Source organism: Streptomyces sp. NPDC093018, assembly GCF_040684035.1.
GTDB lineage: Bacteria > Actinomycetota > Actinomycetes > Streptomycetales > Streptomycetaceae > Streptomyces > Streptomyces murinus.
Genome location: NZ_JBFBFF010000026.1, coordinates 12091 through 27748, shown reverse-complemented (window position 1 = coordinate 27748; position 15658 = coordinate 12091). Strand labels below are relative to the sequence as shown.

General features: G+C 70.3%; 23 protein-coding genes. 19 read left to right on the top strand and 4 right to left on the bottom strand.

What is annotated here, in order from left to right; all coding sequences use genetic code 11:
* The first annotated feature begins 277 nt into the window (after positions 1 to 277).
* The 4 genes from AB0N90_RS35630 to AB0N90_RS35615 all read left to right on the top strand — a co-directional run bounded on the left by AB0N90_RS35630 (position 278) and on the right by AB0N90_RS35615 (position 3099).
* The gene (locus tag AB0N90_RS35630) at positions 278 to 802 is read left to right on the top strand and encodes a DUF6879 family protein (RefSeq protein ID WP_365203432.1); all 525 of its coding nucleotides are present in this window, start codon (positions 278 to 280) and stop codon (positions 800 to 802) included.
* 14 nt (positions 803 to 816) lie between these two features.
* The gene (locus AB0N90_RS35625) at positions 817 to 1668 is read left to right on the top strand and encodes a helix-turn-helix transcriptional regulator (RefSeq protein ID WP_365203430.1); all 852 of its coding nucleotides are present in this window, start codon (positions 817 to 819) and stop codon (positions 1666 to 1668) included.
* A gap of 103 nt (positions 1669 to 1771) precedes the next feature.
* Complete coding sequence (locus tag AB0N90_RS35620; RefSeq protein WP_365203428.1) at positions 1772 to 1909, top strand: hypothetical protein; 138 nt, start codon at positions 1772 to 1774, stop codon at positions 1907 to 1909.
* Positions 1906 to 3099 (top strand): methyltransferase domain-containing protein, encoded by a 1194-nt coding sequence (locus tag AB0N90_RS35615; protein ID WP_365203426.1) that lies wholly within the window; start codon positions 1906 to 1908, stop codon positions 3097 to 3099. Before AB0N90_RS35620 ends, AB0N90_RS35615 begins: the two co-directional genes overlap by 4 nt.
* Here AB0N90_RS35615 and AB0N90_RS35610 read toward each other — a convergent pair.
* Positions 3086 to 3358 (bottom strand): DUF397 domain-containing protein, encoded by a 273-nt coding sequence (locus tag AB0N90_RS35610; protein ID WP_358669934.1) that lies wholly within the window; start codon positions 3356 to 3358, stop codon positions 3086 to 3088. The two genes, AB0N90_RS35615 and AB0N90_RS35610, sit on opposite strands and share 14 nt — an antisense overlap.
* Positions 3340 to 4182, bottom strand: a complete 843-nt coding sequence (locus AB0N90_RS35605) for a DUF5753 domain-containing protein (protein ID WP_346078211.1) — start codon at positions 4180 to 4182, stop codon at positions 3340 to 3342. Before AB0N90_RS35605 ends, AB0N90_RS35610 begins: the two co-directional genes overlap by 19 nt.
* A gap of 174 nt (positions 4183 to 4356) precedes the next feature.
* On the opposite strand from AB0N90_RS35605, the gene AB0N90_RS35600 reads away from it, so the two are divergent.
* Genes AB0N90_RS35600 through AB0N90_RS35590 form a run of 3 tightly spaced genes read left to right on the top strand, consistent with a single transcriptional unit; the run spans position 4357 to position 5254 of the window.
* Positions 4357 to 4629: a hypothetical protein gene (locus AB0N90_RS35600; RefSeq protein ID WP_365203423.1), complete on the top strand. Its 273-nt coding sequence runs from the start codon at positions 4357 to 4359 to the stop codon at positions 4627 to 4629.
* Positions 4626 to 4859, top strand: a complete 234-nt coding sequence (locus AB0N90_RS35595) for a hypothetical protein (RefSeq protein ID WP_161254105.1) — start codon at positions 4626 to 4628, stop codon at positions 4857 to 4859. Before AB0N90_RS35600 ends, AB0N90_RS35595 begins: the two co-directional genes overlap by 4 nt.
* Before the next feature lie 32 nt (positions 4860 to 4891).
* Positions 4892 to 5254 carry a DsrE family protein gene (locus AB0N90_RS35590; protein ID WP_085565427.1) on the top strand — a complete coding sequence of 121 codons (363 nt, stop codon included), beginning with the start codon at positions 4892 to 4894 and terminating at the stop codon, positions 5252 to 5254.
* 19 nt (positions 5255 to 5273) lie between these two features.
* On the opposite strand, the gene AB0N90_RS35585 is transcribed toward AB0N90_RS35590, so the two are convergent.
* Entirely contained in the window at positions 5274 to 5537 is a 264-nt protein-coding gene (locus tag AB0N90_RS35585) for a DUF3099 domain-containing protein (protein ID WP_085565426.1), read from the bottom strand.
* Positions 5538 to 5710: 173 nt separating this feature from the next.
* Between AB0N90_RS35585 and AB0N90_RS35580 the strand changes: the two genes are divergently transcribed.
* From AB0N90_RS35580 to AB0N90_RS35535, 10 genes are all read left to right on the top strand, one after another.
* Entirely contained in the window at positions 5711 to 6457 is a 747-nt protein-coding gene (locus AB0N90_RS35580) for a DUF2993 domain-containing protein (RefSeq protein WP_365203421.1), read from the top strand.
* A 207-nt stretch (positions 6458 to 6664) separates the two neighbouring features.
* Positions 6665 to 6745, top strand: a complete 81-nt coding sequence (locus tag AB0N90_RS35575) for an Ms5788A family Cys-rich leader peptide (RefSeq protein WP_350751515.1) — start codon at positions 6665 to 6667, stop codon at positions 6743 to 6745.
* A 125-nt stretch (positions 6746 to 6870) separates the two neighbouring features.
* Positions 6871 to 7716, top strand: a complete 846-nt coding sequence (locus tag AB0N90_RS35570) for a sulfurtransferase (protein WP_365203419.1) — start codon at positions 6871 to 6873, stop codon at positions 7714 to 7716.
* A 30-nt stretch (positions 7717 to 7746) separates the two neighbouring features.
* On the top strand, positions 7747 to 8034 hold the full coding sequence (locus tag AB0N90_RS35565; protein ID WP_006348354.1) for a DUF1416 domain-containing protein: 288 nt from the start codon (positions 7747 to 7749) through the stop codon (positions 8032 to 8034).
* A gap of 278 nt (positions 8035 to 8312) precedes the next feature.
* Entirely contained in the window at positions 8313 to 9020 is a 708-nt protein-coding gene (locus tag AB0N90_RS35560; protein WP_365203417.1) for a hypothetical protein, read from the top strand.
* Positions 9017 to 9760: a hypothetical protein gene (locus AB0N90_RS35555; protein WP_365203415.1), complete on the top strand. Its 744-nt coding sequence runs from the start codon at positions 9017 to 9019 to the stop codon at positions 9758 to 9760. Before AB0N90_RS35560 ends, AB0N90_RS35555 begins: the two co-directional genes overlap by 4 nt.
* Complete coding sequence (locus AB0N90_RS35550) at positions 9757 to 10695, top strand: hypothetical protein (RefSeq protein WP_365203413.1); 939 nt, start codon at positions 9757 to 9759, stop codon at positions 10693 to 10695. The genes AB0N90_RS35555 and AB0N90_RS35550 overlap by 4 nt, the downstream gene beginning before the upstream one ends.
* Positions 10696 to 10905: 210 nt before the next feature.
* Positions 10906 to 11481, top strand: coding sequence for an FABP family protein (locus AB0N90_RS35545; RefSeq protein WP_037653438.1), 576 nt, complete (start codon positions 10906 to 10908; stop codon positions 11479 to 11481).
* A 66-nt stretch (positions 11482 to 11547) separates the two neighbouring features.
* The gene (locus AB0N90_RS35540; protein ID WP_037653437.1) at positions 11548 to 11985 is read left to right on the top strand and encodes a transcriptional repressor; all 438 of its coding nucleotides are present in this window, start codon (positions 11548 to 11550) and stop codon (positions 11983 to 11985) included.
* Between the two features lie 10 nt (positions 11986 to 11995).
* Positions 11996 to 12961 carry a folate-binding protein gene (locus tag AB0N90_RS35535; RefSeq protein ID WP_361682567.1) on the top strand — a complete coding sequence of 322 codons (966 nt, stop codon included), beginning with the start codon at positions 11996 to 11998 and terminating at the stop codon, positions 12959 to 12961.
* Between the two features lie 102 nt (positions 12962 to 13063).
* On the opposite strand, the gene dtd is transcribed toward AB0N90_RS35535, so the two are convergent.
* Entirely contained in the window at positions 13064 to 13489 is a 426-nt protein-coding gene (gene dtd / locus AB0N90_RS35530) for a D-aminoacyl-tRNA deacylase (RefSeq protein WP_037653536.1), read from the bottom strand.
* Between the two features lie 183 nt (positions 13490 to 13672).
* Here dtd and AB0N90_RS35525 point away from each other — a divergent pair, with 183 nt between their 5' ends.
* On the top strand, positions 13673 to 14275 hold the full coding sequence (locus tag AB0N90_RS35525) for an aerial mycelium formation protein (RefSeq protein WP_361682565.1): 603 nt from the start codon (positions 13673 to 13675) through the stop codon (positions 14273 to 14275).
* Between the two features lie 71 nt (positions 14276 to 14346).
* Positions 14347 to 15582: a GNAT family N-acetyltransferase gene (locus tag AB0N90_RS35520; protein ID WP_365203411.1), complete on the top strand. Its 1236-nt coding sequence runs from the start codon at positions 14347 to 14349 to the stop codon at positions 15580 to 15582.
* The last annotated feature ends 76 nt before the right edge of the window (positions 15583 to 15658 follow it).

The window sequence follows — 15658 nt, the reverse complement described above, 5'->3', positions numbered from 1 at the left end:
CGGCCCCCTCTGCCGGATGATGGTCCTCGCACGTCGTGGAGACCACAGAAGGCGGAGGCGGTCATGGCCTTACGGTTCATCGCGAAAGACCCCGACACGAACGGGGCACAGTGCCCCACGGCCTGGGTGGACGACGAAGCGAGGGAGATCGTCGTGCAGGGGTGGAAGGCGGGGGAAGCGCTCCTGGCCCAGTGCCGGGAGACGGGGCCGGTCCCGGAGACGGAAGCGGTGGTACGACTGCCCATCCGCATGGTGCCCGCGCTGAGGGAGGCATGCGATGTCGCGGACCGACTCGGCGTTCACTGATCTGCTTGCCCAGGCGTGCCACTCGGCCGTGCATCTGGAGATGCGCGACTCCTACGGGATCGGGGAAGAGGCGGCCGAGTTCGAGCGGTGGCGTTCCGGCTGGCGACCGGAGCCGAACCCGGAGACGTGGTGGAACGACTTCCATACCTGGGTGCGGGATGCAAAGGCCCGGGGAGTCGCCTTGCGCAGGGCGCGCATCGTGTCCGAGCCGGTGAGCGAATACATCCGGTACGAGCATGCCTGCACCTACCAGAATGTGGCGGCGGGGGAGTCGGTCCGCTGGTTGCCCCGCCGGAAAGCCTCGGACATCGCGCTTCCCGGCAATGACTTCTGGCTGTTCGACGGACGCGTGATCATGTGGAACCACTTCACCGGTGAGGGTGGCTCGGCCGGTCCGGAACTGGACGAGCGTCCCGAAGTGGCGAAGCTGTGCGCGTCGGCGTTCGACGCCGTGTGGGAGCGTGCGACCCCACACGAGGACTACCGGATCCGATAGACCGGTCGGCGCACGTGCCCGCGTCCCCCTCATCGAGCGTCCAAGCCGCCCGCAAGGCCATAGCCGATCGGCTGCGGGAGCTCAGGAAGGACGCGGGTCTCACCGGCCGCGCCCTGGCCGAGAGCGCCGGCTGGTACAAGTCCAAGGTGTCCCGGCTGGAGAATGCCGTGACGCCGCCCTCGGACGACGACATCCGTCGGTGGTGCGCCGCTTGCGGAGCAGAGGACGAGGCACCCGACCTGATCGCGGCGGTCCGGTCCGCCGACAGCATGTACGTGGAGTGGCGGCGCGTTCAACGCACCGGCCTGCGCAGGCTCCAGGAGTCGTACGTCCCGCTCTACGAACGAACGCGGGTTTTCCGGACCTACTGCGCCAACGTCGTCCCCGGTGTCCTGCAGACGCGCGGGTACGCCACGGCCCTTCTGGGCTCGATCAGCCGGTTTCACCGGGCGCCCGACGATGTCGCGGACGCCGTTGAAGCGCGCCTCGCCCGTTCGGCACGCGTCGTACACGAGGGCGACCACCGATTCGCCCTGCTTCTGGAGGAGTCCGTACTTCGGCACCGTGTCGGTGACGCCGAGACGATGGCTGGGCAGTTGCGTCACCTGCTGACCGCCATGGCGCTCCCGTCCGTCTCGCTCGGTGTGATCCCCTCCTCCGCGGAACGCCGTATGTGGATGATCGAGACCTTCACCGTCTACGACGATGCGCAGGCCGAAGTCGAGTTGCTGACCGCCCGGGTGAACGTGACCGCGCCGACTGAAGTCCGCCAGTACCTCTCGGCGTTCAGGGAGTTCTCCCGGATCGCGGTGTACGGGGCCGAGGCGCGGGATCTGATCACCACCGCCATGGACGCCCTCCTCTGATTCCCGTGGAACTCCGTGGAACTTCCCTGGGATGTACCTTCCGGCGTCTCTAGCGTGTCCGTCATCGCGCGTGGAGCGCGATGGGACGAAAGGACAGATGGCGATGAAGTCTGCCACCGACCCGTACGCCGACCGGGGCAGCGGAGAGGACGGCGCTCCCGGCCAGCCGTGGAACCCGCCGGAGGAGCCCCCGAGCCCGGACGGCTCCAGCCCCGAAGGCGACGGGAAGCACCGTAAGTGACCTACGACCACCAGCGTATGGACCGCCCCGGCCGCGAGAAGCTGGGGCGCGTCCTCATGGAGTCAGGTGCGCTGTCCTCGGACTGGGCATCGACGTTCGCGGCCGTCGACCGGGCCGCGTTCCTCCCGGACCTCATGTGGCCCTACGACATGGCGGCCCGCGTGAGCGTCACCGTCGACCGACGGGAGGACCCGGGTGCCTGGCTCGCGGCGGCGGACAGCGACGTCCCCATTGTCACGCAGTGGGACGACGGCGCCCATCCGGGCCCTGGTCCGGGAACCTTGTCCACCAGTTCGTCCTCCATGCCGTCCGTGGTCTACGCCCTGCTCCAAGGCCTGGAAGTGGACGACGGCATGCGGGTGTTGGACGTGGGCACCGGCACCGGTGAGACGGCCGGCGCGCTGACCCACCGCCTCGGGCCGCGCAACGTGACGACCATCGAGGTGGACGAGTCCGTGTCCGCGAGGGCCCGCGAGCGGCTGCGCCGACTGAGCCTGCAACCGGAGGTGATCGTGGGCGACGGGTTCGAGGGCCATCGCGGCAGAGCCCCGTACGATCGTGTGCTGGCCACGGTCGCCCTCCGTCAGTTGCCCATGGCCTGGGTCAGGCAGACGCGTCCCGGCGGCCTGATCCTCGCGCCCTGGGGCACGGTCTACGGCAACGTGGACGCCGTGGTCCGTCTGACGGTGGAGGGCGACTCGGCGACGGGCCCGTTCACCCGGCCCGTGGAGTTCATGAAACTCCGCGCACAGCGAGGGAGCCCCCTGCCCCACACCGACTATCTCTCGGCGGGGCCCCTCCAGGACGCGGATGAGACGACCTCTTCCCTGACCGAGGAGGAATTCGTGACGGGGCGCTTCACGGACCTGCCGTTCGTGCTCGGTCTCCGCTTGCCGCAGTGCCGGCACGCCGTGGCGGACAAGCGCGAGGGCGCCCGGCCGGTGTGGTTCTACAGTCTCGCCGACATGTCGTGGGCCTGCGTGCTGTTCCACGACGGCGACCGGGCCCGGGTCTGGCAGTGGGGGCCCCGACGCCTCTGGGACGAGGCGGTCAGAGCCTACGAGTGGTGGCGGGACCGGGGCTCGCCCGGACTCCACCGCTTCGGTCTGACGGTCAGTTCCTCTGGTCAACGGGTCTGGCTGGACAACCCGTCGGCTGAGTCGTGGCCGCTGGACGTCAGCCCCGCTTGACTCCGCCGACGAAGGCCGCCCAGGCGGGGGCGCCGAACAGGAGGGGGGTGCGGGTGGTGTCCTTGCTGTCCCGGACGGGGACGAGGGGGAGGTTGTCGGCGAACTCCAGGCAGGCGCCGCCATCCGAGTTGCTGTACGAGCTCTTGCGCCAGTCGGCGGTTTGGAGGAGGTCGTCAGAGACCTCGACGCAAGCGCCGCCTTCCGAGTTGCTGTAGCTGCTCTTACGCCACGTCAGGCTACTCAGGTCGATGGCTCGCATGGCGCTTCCTCCAGCATCTGCAAGATGAACTTCCGCGAGGCGGCAGGATCCATGACCGCGTCGCGAATCGCATCATATCTGCGCTGTAGGTCCTCAACTGGGCCTGCTTCCTCGATGAGTTCACCGCTTACGACAGTCTCGACGTAGGCGACGGTGCGGCCATCCGGAAGTCGTAGGAATGTCACGGCGGTGTCCATCAGACCATGCAGTCCGGCGCCGAACGGCAGCACGTAGAAGGTGATGTTCGGGCGCTCGGAGAGCATCACCAGGTGCTCCAACTGCCGCCGCCACATCTGCGCATCTTGCAGAGAGTTCCGTAGCGCGGCCTCGGAAAGGATGACGCGAAATGGTGAGGCGCATTCCCCGTCCAGCAGACTCTGGCGGTCCATGCGCGCGTCGGCCTGCTGTTCCACTTCATTGTGGGTGAGGCCACCCGTTGCGAGCAGTTCCAATGCGTACTCGCGGGTCTGAAGGAGACCGTGCAGGACGCTGCCGCCGTAGTGCCACATGCTGAGGGCTACGGCCTCCAGCGACATGTACTGCCGATACCGCTCCTTGAACTGCGTCGGGTCCGCCTTCGCCAGCTCCCACAGCGTGAGCAACTTGTCGCCCGTGCCGTAGAACGTGTCCAGGGCCACCACGGTCTCCGGGCCCCCGAGCGACTGGCCCTTCTCCATCTTGCTGAAGAGGGTCGGGTCCCAGCCCACCTGCGCGGCCAACGCCCGGAAGGTCAGGTGCCGTTCCTCCCGGAGTAACCGCAACTCCTCGGCGAACCGAGCCCTCGGCTCCTGGCTGCGACCCGTGATCGCCCGTCGCTGCGGCACCGCGCCCTCCCCGGTTTGTGGAATTTGTGGCACATGGCCCGCACGACCTGGCACAAGGCGCCGTTCTGCGCTTTTCCGCCCCCGTGCTGGGCCATTCTCGTATCAGGCCAGGAACACGCAGAGTAGTGCAACTGGCGCATTTCGTATAGAAGTTGGAGCAAAGGAGCGAAATCGATGTGTACGGATCCAGCCAGCAAGGACACCGGGCCCTCCCTCTACAGCCGCGCCCGCCTCAGTGCCGAGGTGCGGATCGCCAACGAGCGCGGGCAGGCGCTGCCGCCGGACCCGGACGACCTGAGCCGACCGCCCCGGGCGGTGCCGGGCTGTCCGGCGTGTCTGACGCTCGCGGAGCGGCGCGAGGCGGCGCGGGCCGAGTGCGACCGCAGCGCGGAGGCGGACGCGAACGTGCTGCTGCGCAGGCACCTGAGGCAGGAGCACTGCCCGTGACCAGGAACGACGAGAACCGGGCCCCGCTGAACCCCGGCTACGCGATCCCGCCGCCGCTGTTCCCGCCACCGCCCCGGCCGCTGCCGCCCGAGGCGCCCGCCCCCGCCCCTGCCGTCGTACGGCGTCGTCGCCACCGCGCCCGCAGGGTCGACGGCGCGTTCGTGAGCGGCGCGCTGACCGTGCTCAGCCTGGCGGGCCTGCTGGTGGCGCTCGCCGTGGTGGCGGTCTGAGCCGTACTCGCACCGCGGGCTACGCTTCCCGTATGGCGAAGAAGCTCGTGATCAAGGTGACGGCCGGGGCGGACGCCCCTGAGCGCTGCTCGCAGGCGTTCACGGTGGCGGCGGTGGCCGTGGCCAGCGGGGTCGAGGTGTCGCTGTGGCTGACCGGGGAGTCGTCCTGGTTCGCGCTGCCGGGACGGGCCGCCGAGTTCGAGCTGCCGCACGCCGCTCCGCTGCCCGACCTGATCGACTCGATCCTCGCGGCCGGCCGCGTCACGCTGTGCACCCAGTGCGCGGCCCGGCGGGAGATCACGGAGAAGGACGTCATCGAGGGCGTACGCATCGCGGGCGCGCAGGTCTTCGTCCAGGAGGCGCTGGCCGACGACACCCAGGCGCTCGTCTACTAGTACGGGTAGTACGGCTCCCTCAGTGGCGCGGGCGCTTCTTGCCGTCCAGCTCGTCCCACCACTCGTCGGACTGGGGATCGCCGGAGGGGTCGTCCCACCAGCGGTCCTCCGGCCCCCGCCGGTTCGCGATCATCGCGGCGACCGGCGGGATCACCATGGCGACGACACACATGCCGACGGCCGCCGGGACGGACCAGATCCGCACGACCCCCCACGCCAGGACGAACAGGCCGATACAGATCCCCATCATGGCGAAGTACACGTGACGTCGCCGTGCGTACATGCTTACAGAGTAGGTCCGGGCGTCGGGTTCGGCGCCATAGTGCCGGGGACGCTTCGGATCGCCGCCTCCCACTGCGTGCCCTGTCACAGCTGATCGACATTTACCCTCCGCGAAGCCGCGCGGCGTTACCGTTGCGTAGCCGTGACCTATGTCGACCTGGGGGGAAACACCACATGCGCGCCCTGCGAATACTGCTGATCATCGTCGTGATCCTGGGCGGGCTGTTCGTGATCGTGGACCGGGTGGCGGTGCACTTCGCCCAGGGGGAGGTCGCGGACAAGCTGAAGTCGTCGGAGAACCTGTCGGTGACGCCGGACGTGGACATCAAGGGCTTCCCGTTCCTCACCCAGGTCGCCGGCGGCTCGCTGGACGATGTCGAGGTCGGGATCAAGAGCTATGACGCGGCCACCGGCGAGGCGGGCAAGACGATCCGCATCGACGACCTGGAAGCCGACATGAAGGGCGTCTCCTTCTCCGGCGACTACAGCTCGGCCACCGCCTCCAGCGCCACCGGCACCGCGACCATCTCGTACGACGAGCTGATGAAGACCGCCAAGTCGCAGCCCACCGACATCGGCCTGGGCATACGGGCCAAGGTCGTCGGCCTCTCCGACGGCGGCAACGGCAAGATCAAGGTCGCCGTCAAGGTGAGCGGCACCGTCGCCGGCGCCATCCCCATCGACCGCACGGTCTCCGTCCTGAGCACCGTCAGCGTCGTGAACAACAAGGTCGAGGTGCGCGCCGACTCCCTCCCCTCGGTCGCCGGACTCGGACTCGCCGAGGACCGGGTCCGTACGATCACCGACTTCCAGCAGGTCATCGACCAGTTGCCGGGCGGCATCAAGCTGGCCAAGGTGGAGGCCGCCGAGAACGGCGTGAAGATCAGCGTGCAGGGTTCGGACGTCAAGCTGGCGGGGTAGAAAGCCGCGAAACGGCCCGGGTGGGCACCGTTCGTCCGACAGGCGAGACAGTGACGTCCGTACCGTAGATGCGATGGCGCACCCGAGCGCCCGGAGGGCCCTTCCCCGGCCGCCGGGCGCTCTTCTCGTCCCGCCATTCGGACGATCGTGTCTCGCCATGCGACACACCGGTGACACGCGCGCCCTCGCGTACCTACGATCGAGGTCATGAAGCGACAGGCGGATCTCACGAAGCGGCGGGCAGTCGACCTGTGCCGCGTTGCCGCCATGCTCTGTCGCCCCTTCTGAGCGGAAGTTCCGCTTCCGCGTCTTTCACCCCTGCCCTGCTGGGCACCCGTGCGCCGCTCGCACCCCGAGCGCGCGCCCTTTCGCACTCGCACGCCCCGCCGTAACTGCCCCGGAGGAGAAAGAGCATGAGTCGCAGCGACGTCCTGGTCGACGCCGACTGGCTGCAGGAGCACCTGGACGACCCGACCATCGCGATCGTCGAGGTGGACGAGGACACGTCCGCCTACGAGAAGAACCACATCAAGAACGCGATCCGCATCGACTGGACCAAGGACCTCCAGGACCCGGTGCGCCGTGACTTCATCGACCAGGAGGGCTTCGAGAAGCTCCTGTCGGAGAAGGGCATCGCCAACGACCACACGGTGATCCTCTACGGCGGCAACAACAACTGGTTCGCCTCGTACGCCTACTGGTACTTCAAGCTGTACGGCCACGAGAGCGTCAAGCTCCTCGACGGCGGCCGCAAGAAGTGGGAGCTGGACGCCCGCGAGCTGGTCGCGGGCGACGAGGTCCCCGAGCGCGCGACGACCTCGTACACGGCCCAGCCGCAGAACACCGCGATCCGCGCCTTCCGCGACGACGTCGTCAAGGCGATCGGCGCCGAGAACCTGGTCGACGTCCGTTCCCCCGACGAGTTCTCCGGCAAGCTGCTCGCCCCGGCCCACCTGCCGCAGGAGCAGTCGCAGCGTCCGGGCCACGTCCCGAGCGCGCGCAACATCCCGTGGTCGAAGAACGCCAACGACGACGGCACGTTCAAGTCGGACGACGAGCTCAAGGAGCTCTACACCGCGGAGAACGTGGACCTCGCCAAGGACACGATCGCCTACTGCCGCATCGGTGAGCGCTCGGCCCTGACCTGGTTCGTGCTGCACGAGCTGCTCGGCGTGGAGAACGTCAAGAACTACGACGGCTCCTGGACCGAGTACGGCTCCCTCGTCGGCGTGCCGATCGAGCTCGGCGCCAACAAGTAAGCGATCCCAAGCGACCTCTGGAGAAACAGCATGTGCGGAGCGAAGGCCGGTGGCCCCGACGCCTCGACGATCAAGCCCGGTGAGACCACGATCCAGGGTCAGGTGACTCGCGACGGCGAGCCGGTGACGGGCTACGTCCGTCTGCTCGACTCGACCGGCGAGTTCACCGCGGAGGTGCCCACCTCGGCGACCGGTCAGTTCCGCTTCTACGCGGCCGAGGGCACGTGGACCCTGCGCGCGCTGGTGCCGGGCGGCACCGCCGACCGCACGGTCGTCGCGCAGCAGGGCGGGCTCGCGGAGGTCGCCATCGCCGTCTGACGGCAGGCGCGGAAGGGCCGTACCCCTGGGTTGGACGCCGGACGGGGTACGGCCCTTCGGCATGTCCGGGCATCCCCGTCCCCGCGGCCCTGTCGCTTCCTCGGCGCTTCCCCGAATCGTGATCCTTCCGCCTACAACTCCATGTGCATGCCATGAGTCTGCTGTGCATGCGCGGGCCACCGGATCCGCGTTCCGCACCGCGAGGGGATGTCTTGGAAGCACTGGAGAAGCCGGAACCGGAAGCCGGGCCGACGGAGGAGGGGGAGGGGGAGAGACCCGTGGCCCCGGTGCGGCGGCGTGGCCGTACCGCCGCACTGATCGCCTCGGCCGCCGCCCTCGGGATCGTCGCGGGGGGCTGCGTCGGGTACGTCGTACAGGCCGGCCGGGCGCCCACGGAGCTGCCGCCGCTGTCGCAGCCGGTGCTGCGGCAGGGCAAGGGCGCGGTCCCGCTGCTGACCGCCGCTGAGGACCGGCAGGTCAAGACCGATGGCGACCTGCGCAAACTGCTGCTGCCGAGGCCGCGCGGCGCCCGCGACGAGGACGCCGGCGGCGACGGCTGGATGGATCTGGAGGAGTACGCGACCTGGAGCGAGGACCCCGGCGCCGGCTTCCGCTGGGCCCTGCAGAGCCAGCTGCGGCGCGTCGCCGCCACCAGCTGGCGGGTCGGCGCCACGTACAGCGTCGACATACGGCTCGTGCAGTACCGCCAAGAGCAGACCCTGGGCGCCCGCGACACGGTCCGGGACCAGGAGGGCTGGGTCGGGAGCAAGCCGGGCGTCGACAGCCGGCCGGTGCCCGGAGCCGGGGACGGCATGGCCTATGTGAGCCGGCGGCCGCGGTCCGAGCCCGGATACCTGCCGATGTACCAGGCCGAGGCCTATGCCTCGCGCGGCGACATCGTCATGCAGATGTGGATCACCGATACCAAGCCGGTGCCCGAGAAGAAGATCATGGATCTGGCGAAGCGGCAGGTGGGCCGGCTGTGAGCAGAGTGAAGGGCACGTACGTCGGGGCCGGGCTGCTGGCCGCCGCGGTCGTCGCCGGGGTCGGCTTCACGGCCGTCACCGTGTCCGGCGCCGACCGGGATCCCGGCAGGCCCGTCTGGAAGTTCCCCCCGGCGTCCTCCGCCAAGGACGGCGGCGGACCGCGGACGTCCGGGCTCAGCGGGGTGCTGCTGCCGTACGGGCAGGGGCCGACCGCGTACCAGCGGGGGCCGGACATCGCCGGGTACGGTTCCGACGTCGAACTCACCGGGCGCCAGGCCACCGCCCTGCGCAAGCAGTCCGTCCAAAGCCTGCCGCCGGACACCCGGCGCCGGATGGACGAGCTGATCGACAAGCAGCACATCAGCGGCATGGCCATGCGCAGCTACGCGAACATCGGCCGGGACAACGACGGGAAGCGCTCCTTCACCGTCAACGTCCAGCTGGTCCGGATGGACGGCGGCGGCTCCGCGCACGACCGCGACGTCGAGTTCGGACAGGCGCTGGCCTCCGCCCTGCACTTCCGCAAGGGCCCCGCGATCAAGGGCCACAAGGACGCGGTGTGCTTCCTGACGCCCAAGGCCGCCGACAAGAATTTCGACCTCATGTTCTGCAACGCCTACCAGGGCGGCGTGCTGGTCAGCGTCACCGCCGAGGGGCCCCGGCCGCTGGAGACCAACGCCCTCGCCCTGTTCATCGGGCGCCAGCTCGACCGCATCAAGGACCCGGGGAAGGCCGTATGAGCGAGCAGAAGGCCATCGAGGGATTCATTGACGGAGTCATCGAGGAGCCGGGTGCGGAGGGTGTGACCGAGGGCGTGAGCGAGGAGCGGGAGCAGGCCGGAGGCGCCGCGGTCGGGGGCGCCGCGGTCGGGGTCGGGCAGGAGCCGGTGCCCCCGGCCGTCCGGGCCGCCCGCGCCTCCCGGCCGTTGCGCGGAGCGCTCCGCTGGGCGGCCGCCCTCGCCGTCTTCGCGGTGTTCGGGGCGTCGACGGCGTACGGCGTCACCCGGCTGGAGCGCACCGACGTGCCCGGTCTCGCCACCGCTCCGGACGGCCGCTGGGACTACCCGCAGCTGGTCCGGCCACCGCTGCCCGCGGGCCGCCCGGCCCCCTTCGCCTCCTCGAACAAGGCCACCGCCCACTACGCCGACCTGCGCGAACTCGTGCTGCCGGCGCCGCGGGGCGCCACCGCCGACAAGACGCTCGCGGTGTCCCACGGCTGGGTGCGCACCGGGACCTTCCTCGACGAGTACCCCCTCAAGGACGACCGGGAGCTGCTCGGCGGTGTGTTCAGGGACCGGGGGCTGCGCCACATCGCCGCCCGCGGCTGGACCACACCGGACGGCACCCGCACCCGGATCTATCTGCTCCAGTTCGACACCGGGCTGGTCGCGGGCGAGGTGCAGCAGGAGGATTTCGCCGGGTACGACCACGCCCCGCGCACGCTGCGCGGCGCGCCCGCCACCGAGCTGGACGGACAGTTCCCGGACAGCTGGCAGCTGCCGAACGTGACGCACTACGCGTACGACGAACCCCGGCCGTACGGCGCCGAGCAGGTGCGGCAGGCGTATCTCCTCGCCGGAGACGTGATCGCACTCGTCGTGCAGTCCCGCAAGGGCGGCGCGCGCGCCGTGCCGTTCCAGCAGACGGTGGCGCTCCAGGAGGAGCTGCTCGGCTGAGGCGCACCTCGGAAAGAGAGCCGGGGCCCGGCCGCGTAAGCTGGGCTCCGGCTCTGTCGTATGCCCACCCTCGCTCAAGGAGCACCCGTGGAGATCTTCTTCGAAACCCTGCTGGTCCTGGTCTGCGTCGGCGTGCTCGCCTTCGCCTACCTGACCGTGAAGAAGCTGTACCAGGGCCAGCGCTGACCCTCCCACCAGGAAGCACCGCTCATGATCGAGATCCCGTCCGACCTGCACAAGGACCTCGTCCCGCTCGCCTTCCTCCTCGGCGACTGGGCCGGCGCCGGCGTGCATGACTTCCCCGGCTCCGAGAAGTGCAACTTCGGCCAGGAAGTCACCTTCACCCACGACGGCCGGGACTTCCTGGAGTACCACTCCCGTACCTGGGTGCTGGACAACGACGGCAACAAGGTCCGCCCGCTGGAGACCGAGTCCGGCTTCTGGCGGATCGACGCCGGCCGCAAGGTCGAGGTCACGATGACCCGCGACGACGGCACCATCGAGATCTGGTACGGCGAGATGGCCGACAAGAAGCCCCAGATCGACCTGGTCACGGACGCCGTCGCCCGGACCGCCGCCGCCCGGCCGTACACCGGCGGCAAGCGGCTGTACGGCTATGTGAAGAGCGACCTCATGTGGGTCGGCGAGAAGCAGACCCCCGAGGTCGAGCTGCGCCCCTACATGTCCGCCCACCTGAAGAAGGTCGTCACCCCCGAGGACGTCGAACGCTGGGCCAAGGCCCTCCCGGACGACATGCCGGACGACGGCATCGCCTTCTTCAAGTAGGCCCGCGGGGCCCGCGGGGTCCTCGGCGGCTCTCCTTGCGGCGGGCGTCGTTCTAGACTCGTCGGTGTGGTGAGCACCGACTGGAAGAGCGACCTCAGGCAGCGCGGCTACCGGCTGACTCCGCAACGGCAACTTGTCCTCGAAGCCGTGGACACCCTGGAACACGCGACCCCCGACGACATCCTCGTGGAAGTGAGGAAGACGGCGTCGGGGGTCAACATTTCCACCGTGTACCGCACGCTGGAGCTCCTGGAGGAGCTGGGCCTGGTCAGCCATGCCCATCTGGGGCACGGTGCGCCGACGTACCATCTCGCCGACCGGCACCACCATCTGCATCTGGTGTGCCGGGACTGCGAGAGCGTGATCGAGGCGGATGTGAGCGTGGCGGCCGAGTTCACCGCCAAGCTGCGGCGGCAGTTCGGGTTCGACACCGACATGAAGCACTTCGCGATCTTCGGCCGCTGCAAGGACTGCTCCCTGAAGAGTTCAACTACCACGTCGTAGGCTTGCGCTTATGAAGAGCCCCCTGCTGTCCCTGCCCGGCGCCGTTCCCGCCGAGGGCGTGGACGAAGGCGTCGCCGCCCACTACGGCGATCTGTTCCGCGAGCAGCGCGCACTCGCCGACGGCACCGGATTCGTCGACCTCTCGCACCGCGGTGTCCTCACCGTCACCGGCGAGGACCGGCTGAGCTGGCTGCATCTGCTGCTCACCCAGCACGTCAGCGATCTGCCCACCGGTGAGGCGACCGAGGCGCTGATCCTCTCGGCGAACGGGCACATCGAGCACGCCCTGTACCTGGTGGACGACGGCACCACGGTCTGGGCGCACGTCGAGCCGGGCACCCGCGAGGCGCTGGCCGCCTACCTGGAGTCGATGAAGTTCTTCTACCGGGTGGAAGTCGCCGACCGCACCGACGAGTTCGCGGTGGTCTACCTGCCCGCCGGGTCCATCGCCGAGGTGCCCGAGGGCGTCGTCGTACGCGAGACCCCGTACGGCCGTGACCTCTTCCTGCCGCGCGCGGACCTGGAGTCCTTCGCGGCGTCGCACGGGCCCGCCGCGGGGCTGCTCGCGCACGAGGCGCTGCGGGTCGAGCACCACCGGCCGCGGCTCGGGTTCGAGACCGATCACCGTACGATCCCGCACGAGCTGGGCTGGATCGGCACGGCCGTGCATCTCCAGAAGGGCTGCTACCGGGGGCAGGAGACCGTCGCCCGGGTGCAGAACCTCGGCAAGCCGCCGCGCCGGCTGGTCTTCCTGCACCTGGACGGCAGCGATGTGCACCTGCCGGCGCCGGGCACGGAGATCCGGCTGGCGGACGAGGGCCCGGACGGCCGGAAGATCGGCTTCGTGACGTCCTCGGTCCGGCATCACGAGCTGGGGCCGGTGGCGCTCGCCCTGGTCAAGCGGAACGTCCCCCTCGACGCGGCGCTCCTGGCCGGAGACACGGCGGCGGCGCAGGAGGTCGTGGTCGAGCCGTAGCGCCCCCGGCGGTCCGTTACGCCCCCGGCGGTCCGGGGCGTCCCCGGGCGGTCCGTAGCAGTCCCCGGTGGTCCGTAGCCGCTTCCGGGCGGTCCGGGGCGGCTACATCTCCAGCAGTACCGTGAACGGTCCGTCGTTGGTCAGCGACACCCGCATCTTCGCCCCGAACCGGCCCGTCGCCACCGTCGCGCCCAGCGCCCGCAGCTGGGCCACGACCTCGTCCACCAGCGGCTCGGCGACATCGCCGGGGGCCGCCGCGTTCCAGGTGGGGCGGCGGCCCTTGCGGGCGTCGCCGTAGAGGGTGAACTGGCTGATGACGAGCAGCGGGGCGTCGAGGTCGCTGCACGAACGCTCCTCGGACAGCATCCGCACCGACCAGAGCTTGCGGGCCAGCTGCGCCGCCTTCTCCTTGGTGTCCTCATGGGTCACGCCGACCAGGACGCACAGGCCCTCGCCCTCGATCGCGCCCACCGTCTCGCCGTCCACGACGACGCTCGCGCCGTCCACTCTCTGCACCACCGCTCGCATGCGGACCATGATGCCGGGTCCCCGGGACGCGGCCGCGGGCGGACCTTCGGGACGCGTTCACAGGTAGAGCTTATGGAACCCTTACCGCCCATCCGGGGCTGTTCGGGGGCACTCGGTCACATACGGTGCGCCGGGGGTGGCACGATGCTTCCACACGCCGGTCGAGGGGACGGTCCGAACCACATGAGCACATCCAGCACCAGTGAGCTGCCGGTCCCTCAGGGGACGTACCGGCCGCCCATGCAGCGGGCCGACGAGCCCATGATCACACCGGCCTCCGTGCGGCCGCAGGCGCCCGAGCTGTCCCGGCTGAGCCTGTCCGAACTGCGCGCGCTGCGCCGCGACGCCCAGCGCGACGAAGCCGATCTCAGCTATGTGCGGCGGCTGTTGCAGGGCCGGATCGACATCCTGCACGCGGAACTGGCCCGCCGCTGCCGGGCGGCCGTGCCCGCGCCCAAGGACGCCTCCGTGGTCGAGCGGCTCCCGGAGATCCTGCTCGACGCCCCGGCCCGGCACCGCTCCTCGGCCCGCCATGTCACCGTCGGCACCCCCCGGGGCGAGGAGGTACGACGGCTCGCCGCCGAGATGCTCGGCGAGGTGGAGCTGAGCGACCTCACCGCCCGCACCGACCTCGAACTGTCCGCCGCCATGGGCCGGTTGGAGCGCTACGAGCAGGAGGTGTCGCGGCGCCGCCAGCGCCTCCAGCACACCGCCGACGGATGCGGCGGGGAGATCGCCCGCCGCTACCGGGTGGGTGAGGCGCAGGTGGACGACCTGCTGGTGTGAGGGGACCGTGAGGGGACCAAGGGGCGGAAATCGGCAGGACATCCGGCGGGACGGATGCCTACCGTGGGCTCATGAACGACGTCCGCACCGCGACCGAGGCCGACTTCGACGACTGGCAGCGCGCCCTGGCCGTGGGATTCACCCAGCCTCCGGCCCTGGCCCGTGAGCAACTCGACGCCCGACGGCGGAGGTTCACACCGGGCCGCTATCTGGGGGCCGTGGACGGCGGCCGCTGGGTGGCCACGTTCCGCTCCTTCGAGCAGGAGCTGACCACGGTCGGCGGCGCCGTGGTTCCCGCCGACGCCATCAGCGGTGTGACCGTCAGCCCGACGCACCGCCGCCGCGGTCTGCTGAGCCGCATGATGGCGAAGGACCTCGCGGCGGCCCGGGAGCGCGGGGACGTCGTCGCCACCCTGCTCGCCGCCGAGTACCCGATCTACGGCCGGTTCGGCTTCGGCCCGGCCACCTGGATGTCCCGGTGGACCGTCGACGTCCCGCGGGCCGGCCTCGACCCCCGCTGGTCCGGTCCGGACGACGGCGGCCGGATCGAGCTGCTGGACGGCGCGGAGGTGCGCAAGCTGGGCCCCGAACTGTTCGACCGGTTCCGCCGCGGACAGCCCGGCGCGGTCAGCCGCAACGAGCTGTGGTGGGAGCAGTTCACCGGCACCCTGCGTGCCCACGCCGACTACGCGGAGCCGGTGCACGCCCTGTACCGCTCGGCCTCCGGCGAGGCCCAGGGCCTGGTGACGTACCGCAACGACCACACCTGGACCGGCCAGCAGCCCGATCAGACCGCGCGCGTCGAGCGGCTCTTCGGGACCACCCCGGCGGCCGAGCGCGCGCTGTGGCACTACATGTGCTCCATCGACTGGATCACCAAGGTCGACAGCGGCGGCCGCGGCCCCGACGATCTGCTCCCGTACTTCCTGCCCGACTCGCGCGCCGCCCGGATCGTCGACCAGTCGGACATGCTCTGGGTGCGGATCCTGGACGTCGTACGGGCCCTGGAGGCGCGCGCCTACGACCGGGAGGGCGCGCTGGTCCTGGAGATCGTGGACGAGGCCGGATACGCGGGCGGACGCTACCGGCTGGAGACCTCGCCGCAGGGCGCGTCCTGTACGGCCACCACCGCGAGCGCCGATCTGACGCTGGGCATCGGAGAGCTGGCGTCCGTATGGCTCGGCGGGGAGTCGCTGCTGCGGCTGGCCGCGCTGGGCCGGGTGCGGGCAGCGCGAGAGGGCGCCGCCCGGCAGGCCGACGCCCTGTTCCGCTCGCCCGGGCGCCCGTGGTGCCCGGACGACTTCTGACCGCTCCCCTCATCGGCGGCGCTGAACTGTACATCCGTAGCGAGCTGTTCAGTTGTGGCTGTGCTGTGCGTTCTTC

What these genes read in the sequence shown, in the direction of transcription:
- AB0N90_RS35630 (WP_365203432.1), top strand. Translation starts at nt 278, where the DNA reads ATGTCGCGGACCGACTCGGCGTTCACTGATCTGCTTGCCCAGGCGTGC.
- AB0N90_RS35580 (WP_365203421.1), top strand. Translation starts at nt 5,711, where the DNA reads ATGCGCGCCCTGCGAATACTGCTGATCATCGTCGTGATCCTGGGCGGG.
- AB0N90_RS35535 (WP_361682567.1), top strand. Translation starts at nt 11,996, where the DNA reads ATGAAGAGCCCCCTGCTGTCCCTGCCCGGCGCCGTTCCCGCCGAGGGC.
- AB0N90_RS35610 (WP_358669934.1), bottom strand. Translation starts at nt 3,358, where the DNA reads ATGCGAGCCATCGACCTGAGTAGCCTGACGTGGCGTAAGAGCAGCTAC.
- AB0N90_RS35545 (WP_037653438.1), top strand. Translation starts at nt 10,906, where the DNA reads ATGATCGAGATCCCGTCCGACCTGCACAAGGACCTCGTCCCGCTCGCC.
- AB0N90_RS35600 (WP_365203423.1), top strand. Translation starts at nt 4,357, where the DNA reads ATGTGTACGGATCCAGCCAGCAAGGACACCGGGCCCTCCCTCTACAGC.
- AB0N90_RS35620 (WP_365203428.1), top strand. Translation starts at nt 1,772, where the DNA reads ATGAAGTCTGCCACCGACCCGTACGCCGACCGGGGCAGCGGAGAGGAC.
- AB0N90_RS35525 (WP_361682565.1), top strand. Translation starts at nt 13,673, where the DNA reads ATGAGCACATCCAGCACCAGTGAGCTGCCGGTCCCTCAGGGGACGTAC.
- AB0N90_RS35575 (WP_350751515.1), top strand. Translation starts at nt 6,665, where the DNA reads ATGAAGCGACAGGCGGATCTCACGAAGCGGCGGGCAGTCGACCTGTGC.
- dtd (WP_037653536.1), bottom strand. Translation starts at nt 13,489, where the DNA reads ATGCGAGCGGTGGTGCAGAGAGTGGACGGCGCGAGCGTCGTCGTGGAC.
- AB0N90_RS35520 (WP_365203411.1), top strand. Translation starts at nt 14,347, where the DNA reads ATGAACGACGTCCGCACCGCGACCGAGGCCGACTTCGACGACTGGCAG.
- AB0N90_RS35585 (WP_085565426.1), bottom strand. Translation starts at nt 5,537, where the DNA reads ATGTACGCACGGCGACGTCACGTGTACTTCGCCATGATGGGGATCTGT.
- AB0N90_RS35565 (WP_006348354.1), top strand. Translation starts at nt 7,747, where the DNA reads ATGTGCGGAGCGAAGGCCGGTGGCCCCGACGCCTCGACGATCAAGCCC.
- AB0N90_RS35590 (WP_085565427.1), top strand. Translation starts at nt 4,892, where the DNA reads ATGGCGAAGAAGCTCGTGATCAAGGTGACGGCCGGGGCGGACGCCCCT.
- AB0N90_RS35550 (WP_365203413.1), top strand. Translation starts at nt 9,757, where the DNA reads ATGAGCGAGCAGAAGGCCATCGAGGGATTCATTGACGGAGTCATCGAG.
- AB0N90_RS35570 (WP_365203419.1), top strand. Translation starts at nt 6,871, where the DNA reads ATGAGTCGCAGCGACGTCCTGGTCGACGCCGACTGGCTGCAGGAGCAC.